Below are 13,012 nucleotides of genomic sequence, written 5' to 3'. Positions count from 1 at the left end.
TCCCGACTAGCGGCTAACCGGGCAGTGCAGACGCGTTAACGCGCCCTGCCGCCCCATAGGAGAAATAAGTGTGACCGTGATGCTGACACATCCGGACTGTGTTGTCTGCCCCCGACTGACCTGCCAGCCCGGCGGGAGCGTTAATGTTGAGATCTGCGATTGATTCCACGCATGATGCCATAGCTGACGATACTGGCTAAGCGCCGCATACCGGGCTGCCAGCGCGCGATGATATCCGGATAACGCCGTCACAACCACAACCAGCAACATCATTGCCAGCAAAACCTCCACCATGCTAAATCCTTTTTGTCTGCTCAGGGTAACTGACATAGCGTACTTTCCTTAAGGGGGCAGAAATCACTCCAGCCGTGGGCGGAAAAGCGTATCTGCCCTTCCGCGATGTCCCCGCCTTGCCATAGCAACAGATCGTCATTGCCGGCAATAAGCAAAACACGCTCCCCAAACAACCTTACACAGACCCGCAAACGCTGTGTCTGTTTGCACTGAACCTCTGGCTGTAAAGCCCATTCCTGAACGCGCCCCCACTCCAGTGCAGATTGCACGGCAGCCTGCTGGCGAACAGACAAACTCTCGCCACTTACCAGCGTGCTAAAGGTTTGCAACTGCTGATTTAATCCGGTGAGGATCAGCGTGCCGAGCACCAGCAATAGCAGGACCAGCGCCAGCGATGACATGCCCCGCTGACGATTCACAGATTAAACCCCGTTACGGTATGGCGAGCCGAAAAGGGGGCGGTCAGTTCACCTTTACGGCGGGCACGCAGCTCGATACTGATGACCGGCGCAAAGCCAGCACGATCGGTTTTAGTGACCATAAATTGCTCTATCAGGACCCGATCCGGGTCGGTGAGCTTATCCCATCCCTTACCGTCACAGGATGTGGCGCCCCGCAGCGTTTCAAGCGATCCGGACTCAAGCCGGAATCCCGTACTGTCGTTTTCCGACGCGGTGCTATCCCACTGGCCGTTGCTGTTCGCATCCCATTGCACAATCGCACATCGTCCTTGCCTGCCGATGATCATCCCCTGTCCCTGGCAATGCCCTGCACAGTATCCTGCTCTCTGAAACTGTTTACCGACCGCGAACAGACGTTGCCAGACCTCATCCTCCAGCTCCTGCTGCCCGGATTGCAGTAAAACCCCCCGCTGTAGCCCCGGTAAAAAACGTGACGTGCTGAGTAACAGAATGCTGCTTATCGTCATCGCAATCAGCACTTCCAGCAGGGAAAACCCTTTTCGATTTACTGGCATGCACCTTCTCCTGCGGCATTACACAGCCTGATACGTCCGCCATTTGAGACAATAACCCACCACCCACCAGCGCGGCTCTGCACCCGGATATGTCCGGCCCACGCGGTATCTCTTAAACCGTAAAATCCCAGCGCAGGTGTTATGTCGCTTATCGTGACCCCTGGCCACATCGGCTTCATCACGAACGGTCCGCCGCTGTCACAACCGGTCACCGCTGAACTGGCCAGACAGTTCTTTTCACCGTCGTTATACAGCGCGATCCTGTGCTCGCTGTTGTGACGGTTGGCGTCATTGCGCAAAAACACCAGGTAATCCCGCACCTGGCAGGCGGTTTGCCAAAGCCGCTGCCGCTGCTGCCAGCTGTCCCAGCCATAGAGTCCTGTGGCGCTGAGGATCACTGCCAGCGAAACGGCGATAAGGGTTTCGATAAGCGTAAAGCCTTGTTCGTTTTTCATGGCGGGAGTGTGGAGGAATAGCAGAAAGGGTGCGAGCGTCAAACCAGAACTTTACGAGCCGCTTTCAGGAGAATTTCACCCGTTGCAACGCGTTGCATCATCTCTGGAAACAGGCTCGAAAAACAAAACGGGCGTGAAAAAAAACCGGCGCTAAAGAGCACCGGTTGTGTCAGGATTTGCCGTATCAGATGGCGACAGGAGCTTTAATGCCGGGATGCGGGTCGTAACCCTCAATCTCGAAATCATCAAAACGGTAATCGAAGATCGAGTCCGGTTTACGTTTGATCACCAGCTTCGGCAATGCACGCGGTTCGCGCGTCAGCTGGAGATGCGTCTGTTCCATATGATTGCTGTAGAGGTGGGTATCACCGCCCGTCCAGACAAAATCGCCCACTTCAAGATCGCACTGCTGCGCCATCATATGCACCAACAGCGCGTAGCTGGCGATGTTAAACGGCAGGCCGAGGAACACGTCGCAGGAGCGTTGATAGAGCTGGCAGGAGAGCTTGCCGTCCGCCACGTAAAACTGGAAAAACGCGTGGCAAGGCGCCAGCGCCATTTTATCCAGTTCACCCACGTTCCAGGCAGAGACAATGATACGGCGCGAGTCCGGATCATTTTTCAGCTGGTTTATGACGGTCGTGATCTGGTCAATATGGCGGCCGTCCGGGGTAGGCCACGCGCGCCATTGCTTGCCGTAGACCGGACCCAGGTCACCGTTCTCATCTGCCCACTCGTCCCAGATGGAGACATTGTTTTCATGCAGATAAGCAACGTTGGTATCGCCTTGCAGGAACCAGAGCAGTTCATGAATGATCGAGCGCAGATGGCAGCGCTTCGTTGTCACCAGAGGAAAGCCTTCTTGCAGATTGAAGCGCATCTGGTGGCCAAAAATGGAGAGCGTACCGGTGCCGGTGCGGTCGTTTTTCGGCGTGCCCTCGTCGAGCACTTTTTTCATCAATTCAAGATACTGTTTCATGATTCCTCAGGAAAGTTGTTGCTGTGGACGACGACGATACGCCCAAATCATCATAATGGCACCCGCGACAATCATCGGGATGGAGAGGATCTGCCCCATGCTGATGTACTGTACCCATTCACCGGTAAACTGCGCATCCGGCTGGCGGAAGAACTCGACGATGATACGAAACGCGCCGTAGCCAATCAGGAACAGACCGGAGACAGCCCCCATTGGACGCGGTTTGCGGATATAAAGATTCAGGATGATGAACAGCACCACGCCTTCCAGCGCCAGCTCATAGAGCTGTGACATATGGCGCGGCAGGACGCCGTAGGTATCGAAAATGGACTGCCACTCAGGATGCGAAGGCAGCAGCGCGATATCCTCTGCGCGGGAGCCCGGGAACAGCATGGTAAACGGCACGCTCGGATCGACACGCCCCCACAGCTCACCGTTGATGAAATTGCCCAGACGCCCTGCGCCCAGCCCAAACGGGATTAACGGCGCAATAAAATCAGCCACCTGGAAGAAGTTGCGTTTGGTGCGTCTGGCGAAGATCACCATCACGAGGATCACACCAATCAGTCCGCCGTGGAAGGACATACCGCCGTCCCAGACGCGGAACAGATAGAGCGGGTCGTTCAGGAATACCGGGAAATTATAGAACAGGACATAACCGATGCGACCTCCCAGGAATACGCCGAGGAAGCCGGCATAAAGCAGGTTTTCCACTTCGTTCTTCGTCCATCCACTGCCCGGACGACTGGCGCGACGGCCAGCAAGCCACATGGCAAAAACGAAGCCCACCAGGTACATCAGACCGTACCAGTGCAGCGCTACAGGTCCTATTGAGAAAATAACCGGATCGAATTCCGGAAAATGCAGATAACCACTGTTCATCTGTCACCACAAGATGTTGTTATTCCGCTGAAAGTGGACAGCGGGTGAATTGCATTCCCGCCGTTGGCAGGTGCTCCAAAGTTGCGAATCATAGCATAAGGCAGGCGCGGAGGATGCGCCTGAGATGTAAAAGATGTGTATAGGGGTTCATGCACGCAGTTCTCCCTCACCCCATCCCTCTCCCTCAAGGGAGAGGGGTCGTCCGAGCAGTCATTATTTTGTGGGGATCAGCGGCCGCCGCGGATCAAACCGCCCATGCCGCGTCGCTCCATAAACGCAGCCACCTGATGGCGCACTTCGGCTGCCAGCTGTGCTTCCAGGCTACGCGCGGCCAGTTCGCGCGCCTCATCTTGTTCGATGTGACGTAACAGGTATTTCACACGCGCAACGGAACGTCCGTTCATTGACAGGTGACGGAAACCGAGACCAATCAGGATCGCCACGCACATCGGATCGCCGGCCATTTCACCGCACAGGCGCAGGTCGATATTATGCTGCTCGGCTTCGCGGGCGATCATCGCCAGGGCACGAAGCATCGCCGGGTGCAGGCTATCGTAGATGCTGGCAACACGCGTATTGTTGCGATCGACTGCCAGAATGTATTGCGTTAAGTCGTTGGTACCAACGGAGATAAAATCAACGCGGGTCGCCAGCTGCGGCAACATAAAGACCATCGAAGGCACTTCAAGCATCACGCCGATACGGGGTTTAGGGATCGCATAGCCGATCATCTCTTCCACTTCGCGCCCTGCACGTTCTATCAACCGCCGCGCTTCGTCGATCTCGTCAATACTGGTGACCATCGGCAGCAAAATGCTGAGATTCCCCGTGGCCGCGTTGGCACGCAGCATGGCACGAACCTGGATAAGGAAGATTTCCGGCTGATCGAGGGTTATGCGGATCCCACGCCAGCCGAGGCAGGGATTCTCTTCACTGATGGGCATATAGGGCAGTTGCTTATCCGCGCCGACGTCCAGGGTGCGCAACGTGACGGGTTTGTCATTAAACATCTGCAACATGCCCTGATACTGCGCCACCTGCTCCTCTTCTGACGGGAAGCCGCTTTGCAGCATAAACGGTATTTCAGTGCGGTAGAGGCCGATGCCATCGATGCGGCTGCCGAGCTTCTCTTCATGCTCGGGGCTTAAGCCAGCGTTGAGCATCACCTTCACCCGCTCACCGCTCTTGAGCTGCGCGGGCAGGTTGACGTCATCTTCCGCCAGCTTGCTTAATTCATTCTCTTCGCTGATAAGACGCTGGTACTCCTGAAGGAGAACCGGTTCAGGATCCACCAGCAACTCACCACGATATCCGTCCACCACCAGCGTACGGCGATGCAGTACGGAGGGCTGAATATCCGCCCCCATCACGGTCGGAATACCGAGCGCGCGCACCATAATGGCGGCATGGGAGTTAGCAGCGCCATCGCGCACCACCACGCCCGCCAGCCTGTCCTGCGGTAATTCAGCCAGCGTCGTCGCTGAGAGTTCATCGGCCACCAGCACAAACCGGTTCGGCCAGGCGTTCGCCCCCTGAATAGTATCATCGAGGTGGAACAGCAGACGTTGCCCAAGCGCGCGTAAATCGCCGGCGCGCTCTTTCAGATAACCGTCAGTCAGCACCGCAAACTGCTCAGCAAATTTTTCAATGACCTTTTTAACCGCCCATTCTGCCACCGACCCTTTATCGACCTCGGCAAATAACTCACGACGCAAACGCGCATCGGAAAGCAGGTGTGAGTAGAGATCGAAAATAGCCGCCGTCTCTTTTTGCGCGCCAGCGGCAAAGCGTTTGCTGTAGCGACGAAACTCATTCGCCGCCTCTTCCAGCGCAGCGGTAAGCCGTTCGCGCTCAAGCGCTTCATCCAGCGTCGAGGCTTCGTAGACCTGCTCCATCAGCGGGAGCGTGGCATCCATCCAGCCTTCGGCAATCGCGACGCCCGGCGAGGCCGGAAGCGCGCGGATGCGGGTATGACGATACTGCCCAAAAAGGGCTGCCAGCTGAGACTGGGAGAGGATAGCAGCCATCTGCGTTGCCAGCGTGACGAGGAAAGACTCCTCGCTTTCGTCGTACTGCCGCAACTCTCGTTGCTGGACAACAAGCACGCCAAGCAGTTGGCGGCGCTGAATAATAGGCACGCCAAGGAAAGCGCGGAACCGCTCCTCTTTGACGGAAGGGATATATTTGAAGCTGGGGTGTTTTTGCGCATCGGCAAGGTTGATTGGCTCCGCCAGTCGCCCGACCAGGCCAACAATACCTTCATCAAACGCGAGCGTGACGGTGCGTCCCCGTGGTTTTTTTAAACCGCGGGTTGCCATCAGGTAGTAGCAACGTCGGTCATGATCGGCCAGGTAGACCGAACAGACCTCGGTTTCCATCGCAAGACAGATGTCCGTCACCAGAATATTCAGCGCCTCGTTGAGGCGAGGCGCACTGGCAACCTTTTCAACTATTTCTCGCAAGCGGGTGAGCATGATTTGCGTAGCTTAACCTCTTTTACGTCGCCAGGCAGGTGCGCTCTGTGGCTTCGGAGGCGTCTCCTGAAGCTGCATCACGACACTTGCGAACTCTTTCATCACCCTACGATATACATCGCGCTTAAATGACACGACCTGACGAACCGGATACCAGTAGCTTACCCAGCGCCAGCCATCAAACTCTGGCGTGCTGCTGGTTTGCATATTGATATCTGAATCGTTGCCCACCAACTGCAAAAGAAACCACTTCTGTTTCTGGCCGATACAAACCGGCTTTGTGTCCCAACGCACCAAACGTTTCGGTAACTTGTAACGCAACCAGTTGCGGGTCGAAGCCAGAATACGAACATCTTTTCGGCTTAAACCAACCTCTTCAAACAGCTCCCGGTACATCGCTTGTTCTGGGGACTCTCCAGGATTGATCCCGCCTTGCGGGAACTGCCAGGAGTGCTGACCATATCGCCGGGCCCACATCACCTGGCCCTGACGATTACAAATTACTATTCCTACGTTTGGGCGGTAGCCATCGTCATCAATCACCGGACTACCCCAAACTAAATCTGATATATGAATGATTGTTTCACACTACAGGGAGGCGGTAAACCACTCTCTTACAGGCCTGCAACCTAATAACATTTGAATAACTCACAATTTAGTGAGGAGTTATAAACAGATGCGGGCGACAGAGACCATTTTTATTCACCTTTTCTGTGGATATAGTTGTGAAGAAGTGCGGAATTACCGATGAACAACCTTTTAACCCGACGAAACGCCACTTTACCCTGCCAAAAATAAATCATTTAAATTCATAATATTATATTGGAATTAAGGGTGCCAGAGGCGATTAACGTGACGATCGTCACATCAAAGATCCTCCTGCTGATGAAAGATCGAACAGCGTCGGTTTTATCCACAGATTGTGCCAATAAGTTAGGCACAATTTGTGTGAAAATTCGATTTTCATCGCACGTCAAGGCTGTAAATTGAAACAGTAGTGGCAGTTATTCCCAGTTATCCCATTTTTCTGTGGATAACATGGTGTAAGATCCTGTTTATTGTCAGTGACCAGAATTGCACAACCTGTTTTTTAGCCGCGGCGCGACGGGCTATAGTCTAAAAAAGATGAAATAAATCATACGCATGGGATATTCACTCAGAAAAAGGTAAACTCTGTCCACAAGGGATAAAATATCAGCTCATTTTTTAATCAAAAGGTTGTTAGTATGCATTCTCTCGCCCCACTGCTCTCCCCTCCCGTCAGTGAAGCCCAGTTGCTCCAGCAGGCGCAACGTCTGGCAGGCTATTCACTGGGCGAGCTGGCCGTGATGGCGGGGTTGACGATACCCAACGATCTAAAGCGTGATAAGGGCTGGATCGGCGTGTTGCTGGAACGCTGGCTGGGCGCAAGCGCGGGCAGTAAACCCGAGCAAGATTTTGCGGCGCTGGGGGTGGAACTGAAGACGATCCCCATCGATAGCCAGGGGCGGCCGCTGGAAACCACCTTTGTCTGCGTTGCGCCGCTCACGGGTAACAGCGGAGTGACCTGGGAAACCAGCCACGTCAGGCATAAGCTGAAGCGGGTGTTGTGGGTACCCGTTGAGGGCGACAGGCAGATCCCGCTGGCAGAGCGTCGCGTTGGCGCCCCGCTGCTCTGGAGTCCGAATGATGAAGAGGAGAGACTGCTTTCCCAGGACTGGGAAGAGCTGATGGACATGATTGTGCTGGGACAGGTTGAGCGGATCACCGCCCGGCATGGCGAAGTGCTGCAACTTCGTCCTAAAGCCGCCAATAGCAAAGCGCTCACTGAAGCGGTAGGCGCACAGGGCGAACCGATCCTGACGCTGCCGCGCGGTTTCTATCTTAAAAAGAATTTCACCGGGGCACTGCTGGCACGCCACTTCCTGTTGAAAACATAGTTTTTTACTAATTTTGCGCTCCGGCTAACATAATCTCCTCCATTTTAAGATTTCCCCCCTTTCACCTGTCGTAATATCAGGTTATTACTACACTATGATTTGATACGAGCCAGGTGAGGATGAGAACGATGAAAAAATGGGCAGTAATTATCTCAGCAGTCGGTTTAGCGTTTGCGGTATCGGGTTGTAGCAGCGACTATGTCATGTCAACGAAAGATGGTCATATGATCCTGACCGATGGCAAACCCGAAGTCGACGACGATACCGGTCTGGTGAGTTACCGCGATCGCGAAGGCAATCAAATGCAGATTAATCGCGACGAAGTCTCCCAGATCATCGAGCGTTAAACAGATAAAGGTCAGTAGCTTGCTGGCCTTTTTGATTTTTTCCTTCCCCTTTTGCCTTCCCTCTGCCATGTTTATATTCCTTTGTCGGGAGGCTCCTGACGCAGTCTGTATGTCTAAAAAAGGAAACCGGCTATGCATTATCATCGTATCCCCCACAGCGCTCTGGAGATCAGCCAACTGGGGTTGGGCACCATGACATTTGGTGAACAAAACAGCGAAGCCGATGCCCATGCACAACTCGATTACGCCGTCAGCCAGGGCATTAACCTGATTGACGTGGCGGAGATGTACCCCGTTCCTCCCCGCCCGGAAACACAAGGTCTTACTGAAACGTATGTCGGCAACTGGCTGGCGAAACGCGGCAATCGCGAAAAGCTGGTCATCGCCTCCAAAGTCAGCGGACCTTCCCGTAATAACGATGCCGGGATCCGCCCTAATCAGATCCTCGATCGCAAGAATATCCGTGCGGCGCTGGATGCAAGCCTCAAGCGCCTGCAAACCGACTATCTCGATCTTTATCAGGTGCACTGGCCGCAGCGTCCGACGAACTGCTTCGGTAAGCTTGGCTACACCTGGAACGAAAGTGCTCCGGCCGTTACCCTGCTGGAAACGCTGGAAGCGCTCACGGAGTGCCAGCGGGCGGGTAAGATCCGCTACATCGGCGTTTCCAACGAGACGGCGTTTGGCGTGATGCGCTATCTGCATCTGGCCGATAAACACGATCTGCCGCGCATCGTGACCATTCAGAACCCGTACAGCCTGCTGAACCGCAGTTATGAAGTGGGTCTGGCGGAGGTGACGCAGTACGAAGAGGTGGAGCTGCTCGCCTACTCCTGTCTGGGCTTCGGTACCCTGACGGGCAAATACCTGAACGGCGCGAAACCGGCTGGCGCGCGTAACACGCTTTTCAGCCGCTTCACCCGCTATAGCGGCGAGCAGACGCAAAAAGCCGTTGCGGCCTACGTGGATATCGCGAAACGCCACGGACTCGATCCGGCGCAGATGGCGCTGGCCTTCGTGCGTCGTCAGCCATTTGTGGCGAGTACCCTGCTCGGCGCAACGACGATGGATCAGTTGAAAACCAATATTGAGAGTTTCAATCTGAACCTGAGTGAAGAGGTATTAGCGGAGATAGAAGCGGTGCATCAGGTTTATACCTACCCGGCACCGTAATAAAAGCAAAACGGCAACGCACGTTGCCGTTTTTAGGGTTTTCACCCTCTCTCTGTGGGAGAGGGCCGGGGTGAGGGCATCAGGCAGCACAATTCAACGACGACGCTGCCAGACCCACAGCCCGCTAATCGCCAGCGCGAACAGCGCGCCGAATCCTACCCCGATTGCCACGACCGGCGCACCTGCTTTTACCGCCAGCGAGTAAATCCCCAGCATCAGCAACATCGCCATGTTTTCACCAAGGTTTTGCACCGCAATGGCGTTACCCGCCCCAACGGTCTGCTTGCCGCGCTCCTGCAACAGCGCGTTTAGCGGCACCACAAAGAAACCGCCTAACATGCCGATCAGCAACAGCAGGGCATAGGCAGGCAATAGGGCATGTTGCAGGGAGAAGAACAGAACGCCGACGCCAATCAGGATCCCCGCAGGCATGCAGCGCGCGACGGTTTCCAGCGTCACCAGTTTTGCCGCAGCCCCGGCCCCGACAACAATCCCGACGGCGACCATGGCATTCAGGTAAGTCGGCGTGGCGTTGTCAGTAATGCCCAGCGCCACCGGCACCCATAGCACCAGCAGGAAACGCAGCGTAACGCCGGCCCCCCAGAACATGCTGGTGCCCATCAGCGAGAAGCGTGTTTCACCGTTACGCCACAGTACGCGGCAGGCGTTGAAGAAGCTGCCGGTCATGGGCCCGAAGCGCCAGGATTGCCCCGGACGCGCCACGGCCAGTTTGGGGATAAACAGGTTGGCGATCACCGCGCCACCGTACATCAGGGCGCAGATGCCAAGCGCGGCGAGCACATGCCAGTCTGCCAGTACGCCACCCGCCACCGAACCCAGCAGAATAGCCGCAATGGTGGAGGACTCCATCAGGCCGTTGGCCTTCACCAGCTTATCACCGGTGGTGAGCTCACCCAGAATGCCGTACTTCGCCGGGGAGTAGGCTGCCGCACCAATGCCCACCAGCGTGTAGCCGACGAAAGGATTGATACCAAAGCAGATACTTGCCGCGCCCAGAAGCTTAAGGCTGTTGGCAAACATCATGACCCGACCTTTCGGGAAGCTGTCCGCCACCTGGCCGACAAACGGCGCAAATACGATGTAAGCACCCACAAACACCATCTGTAGGATCGGCTGGCTCCAGTCGGGATAAAACTCAGCTTTCAGCAACGCCAGCGTGGCAAACAGCAACGCGTTATCGCCGAACGCGGAAAGAAACTGGGCGGCGATAACCGCCATCATGCCTTTCGACCAGATTGAAGTGTTAGTGTGCACTGACTCACGCATTTTGCTGTTCCGCCTCTTCAACCATGCCCTTCAGGGTCACGAAATCGGGTTTACCGCTGCCCAGCACCGGTAACTGTTTGAGGTAACGAATATCGCGGGGGACCGCCAGCTCGGGGATACCGTGTTCGCGTGCATACCTGAGCAGCGCGTCACGCTTCAGTTCACCGTCTGTTGTGAAGAGCACCAGCGCCTCGCCTTTACTGGCATCACTTTTCACCACGGTCGCATGCATTTTCTCTGCTGAGACTGCGGTCGCCAGCGTCTCGACCATTTCAAGAGAGACCATTTCCCCGGCGATTTTGGCGAAGCGTTTTGCGCGTCCCTGGATCTGCACGAAGCCCTGATCGTCGAAGCGCACGATATCGCCCGTGTCGTACCAGCCCGTTTCAACCTCGCCATTGACGTTCTCAGCCGTCGGCGCCTCAAGCACCCCCGGGTTTTCCACACGCAAATAGCCGTTCATGACGTTCGGCCCTTTCAGCTGAAGACGTCCGCCGTCTTCAATACCCGGCACCGCCAGCAGACGCGCGTCCAGCCCCGGCAGAATGCGGCCAACCGTTCCGGGTTTTGCCGCCATCGGAACGTTGATGGAGACCACCGGCGCGCACTCCGTCACGCCATAGCCTTCCAGAATGCGCAGGCCAAACTTGTCCTGCCAGATTTGGCGCGTGCTGTCCTGGAGTTTTTCCGCCCCCGCCACCACGTAGCGCACGCGGAAGAAATCATACGGGTTGGCGAAGCGCGCGTAGTTTCCGAGGAAGGTGGACGTCCCGAACAGCACCGTGCAGTTACGGTCATAAACCAGTTCCGGCACAATGCGGTAGTGCAGCGGGCTTGGGTAGAGGAACACCTCGGCACCGGTCAGCAGCGGCGTAAAGAGCCCCACGGTCAGACCAAATGAGTGGAACAGCGGCAGCGCCGACATAAAGCGATCGTTGGCGGTAAAGTCAGCAATGGTTTTAATCTGTTCGACGTTCGCCAGAATGCTTTTGTGACTGTGAACCACACCTTTCGGGTTGCCTTCAGAGCCGGAGGTAAAGAGGATAATGGCATCATCCTCCGGCTGCTGCTTAACCTGCGCCAGACGCGGCAATAGCAGGTGCGCGAAAATCCACAGCTTGTCGGCGGTCGTGACGTCTGCTTTCAGATCTTCCAGGAACACCCAGCGCACCTGCGTCAGCTGTTCCGGCAGGTGCCACAGCTTGCCTTTATCCAGGAACTGGCGGGAGGTAAAGACGGTGTTGATTTGCGCCGCGGTAATCGCGCTGGAGAGCCCTTTCACGCCCGCCGTGTAGTTCATCATCGCCGGAATGCGGCCCCGGGAGACGGCACCAAAGATCACCGCCGCGCTGATACCCGCGTTTGGCAGCATCAGGCCGATCTTTTCACCCTGTTTGCTGTATTTTTCCAGGATACGCCCGACAAACAGCGTTTTGGTCAACAGCTTACGGTAGGTATCCGGCGTAAAGTTGATGTCTTCGATGCAGTTTTTCTTCGCACCGTAGCGATACTGGGCCGACAGCAACGATTCATACAGCGTCTCGCGCGGGCGAACGGCCATGCGTGCTTCCATCATAATCTGGTGCAGCATTTCCCCGGCGATTTTACGGCGGTCGCGCGCACGCGGCGCCTCGGGCATCGGCAGTGACGTCGGCGGTAATATATGCAGCGTAATTTTCGGGAACAGACGCTGCTTCACCAGCCCTTTCAGACGACTGAAAAAGGTCAGCTCAGCCCCGTCGATGCGTAGCGGCACGACGGTGGCCTGAGACTTCGCCGCGACAAAACCGGCCCCATCGTAAATTTTCATCAGGGAGCCCGTCACTGAAATCCGCCCTTCCGGGAAGATAACCACCGGACGCCCCTGCCCAATCAGACGCACCAGATGTTTAATCATCATCGGTTTGGTTGGATCGAGCGGGACAAAATCAATCAGCGGTTTGAGCCAGCGCATGTACCATTTTTCACTGATGGAGCTGTACACCGCGAAGACGGGCCGCACGGGCAAAAACAGCGCCAGCAATACGCCATCAAGAAAAGAGACGTGATTCGGTGTGATAAGAACACGCTCGCCATAGAGTGCCTGCGTATCGCCAGTCACGCGGATGCGAAACAGGACACGAAACAGTGTGCGGAAGAACCCAAAAAGCATTTCAACTCCCTTTGCCAGCCAGTGTGAAAGGTATAAATGGTGGCAGATTACACGAGAAGTAGTGAGGGAGCGAT

13 protein-coding genes are annotated in these 13,012 nt (G+C 55.7%); 3 read left to right on the top strand and 10 right to left on the bottom strand.

From position 1 onward, the window contains the following. Positions 1-6 precede the first annotated feature (6 nt). The 8 genes from CU081_RS08575 to rppH all read right to left on the bottom strand — a co-directional run bounded on the left by CU081_RS08575 (position 7) and on the right by rppH (position 6,603). The gene (locus CU081_RS08575) at positions 7-330 is read right to left on the bottom strand and encodes a prepilin-type N-terminal cleavage/methylation domain-containing protein (protein WP_003862776.1); all 324 of its coding nucleotides are present in this window, start codon (positions 328-330) and stop codon (positions 7-9) included. After that, complete coding sequence (locus CU081_RS08570; protein ID WP_003862778.1) at positions 315-713, bottom strand: DUF2509 family protein; 399 nt, start codon at positions 711-713, stop codon at positions 315-317. Before CU081_RS08570 ends, CU081_RS08575 begins: the two co-directional genes overlap by 16 nt. Further along, complete coding sequence (locus CU081_RS08565; RefSeq protein ID WP_003862779.1) at positions 710-1,270, bottom strand: prepilin peptidase-dependent protein; 561 nt, start codon at positions 1,268-1,270, stop codon at positions 710-712. Before CU081_RS08565 ends, CU081_RS08570 begins: the two co-directional genes overlap by 4 nt. Continuing rightward, positions 1,261-1,725, bottom strand: coding sequence for a prepilin peptidase-dependent protein (locus CU081_RS08560; RefSeq protein ID WP_003862783.1), 465 nt, complete (start codon positions 1,723-1,725; stop codon positions 1,261-1,263). The genes CU081_RS08565 and CU081_RS08560 overlap by 10 nt, the downstream gene beginning before the upstream one ends. A 184-nt stretch (positions 1,726-1,909) precedes the next feature. Continuing rightward, complete coding sequence (gene thyA, locus CU081_RS08555; protein ID WP_003862785.1) at positions 1,910-2,704, bottom strand: thymidylate synthase; 795 nt, start codon at positions 2,702-2,704, stop codon at positions 1,910-1,912. Positions 2,705-2,710: 6 nt separating this feature from the next. After that, positions 2,711-3,586, bottom strand: a complete 876-nt coding sequence (lgt, locus tag CU081_RS08550) for a prolipoprotein diacylglyceryl transferase (protein WP_003862787.1) — start codon at positions 3,584-3,586, stop codon at positions 2,711-2,713. Between the two features lie 227 nt (positions 3,587-3,813). Next, entirely contained in the window at positions 3,814-6,060 is a 2,247-nt protein-coding gene (gene ptsP, locus CU081_RS08545; protein WP_003862789.1) for a phosphoenolpyruvate--protein phosphotransferase, read from the bottom strand. Between the two features lie 12 nt (positions 6,061-6,072). Further along, a complete protein-coding gene (gene rppH, locus CU081_RS08540) occupies positions 6,073-6,603 on the bottom strand; it encodes an RNA pyrophosphohydrolase (RefSeq protein WP_003862791.1) in 531 nt (176 codons plus the stop codon). A gap of 683 nt (positions 6,604-7,286) precedes the next feature. Between rppH and mutH the strand changes: the two genes are divergently transcribed. From mutH to CU081_RS08525, 3 genes are all read left to right on the top strand, one after another. Then, a complete protein-coding gene (gene mutH / locus CU081_RS08535) occupies positions 7,287-7,979 on the top strand; it encodes a DNA mismatch repair endonuclease MutH (RefSeq protein WP_003862792.1) in 693 nt (230 codons plus the stop codon). 128 nt (positions 7,980-8,107) lie between these two features. Then, on the top strand, positions 8,108-8,326 hold the full coding sequence (locus CU081_RS08530; protein WP_058647460.1) for a YgdI/YgdR family lipoprotein: 219 nt from the start codon (positions 8,108-8,110) through the stop codon (positions 8,324-8,326). 132 nt (positions 8,327-8,458) lie between these two features. Beyond that, entirely contained in the window at positions 8,459-9,499 is a 1,041-nt protein-coding gene (locus CU081_RS08525) for an NADP(H)-dependent aldo-keto reductase (RefSeq protein ID WP_003862795.1), read from the top strand. A gap of 93 nt (positions 9,500-9,592) precedes the next feature. Here the strand turns inward: CU081_RS08525 and lplT are convergent, their stop codons facing one another. Next, on the bottom strand, positions 9,593-10,786 hold the full coding sequence (lplT, locus tag CU081_RS08520) for a lysophospholipid transporter LplT (protein WP_003862801.1): 1,194 nt from the start codon (positions 10,784-10,786) through the stop codon (positions 9,593-9,595). Further along, positions 10,779-12,938: a bifunctional acyl-ACP--phospholipid O-acyltransferase/long-chain-fatty-acid--ACP ligase gene (gene aas / locus CU081_RS08515; protein WP_003862804.1), complete on the bottom strand. Its 2,160-nt coding sequence runs from the start codon at positions 12,936-12,938 to the stop codon at positions 10,779-10,781. Before aas ends, lplT begins: the two co-directional genes overlap by 8 nt. Positions 12,939-13,012: the final 74 nt, after the last annotated feature.

Source organism: Enterobacter sp. CRENT-193 (assembly GCF_002787395.1).
GTDB classification, from domain to species: domain Bacteria; phylum Pseudomonadota; class Gammaproteobacteria; order Enterobacterales; family Enterobacteriaceae; genus Enterobacter; species Enterobacter hormaechei_C.
Note: the sequence above shows the minus strand (reverse complement) of the source record. Positions and strands in the feature narration are given on the sequence as shown.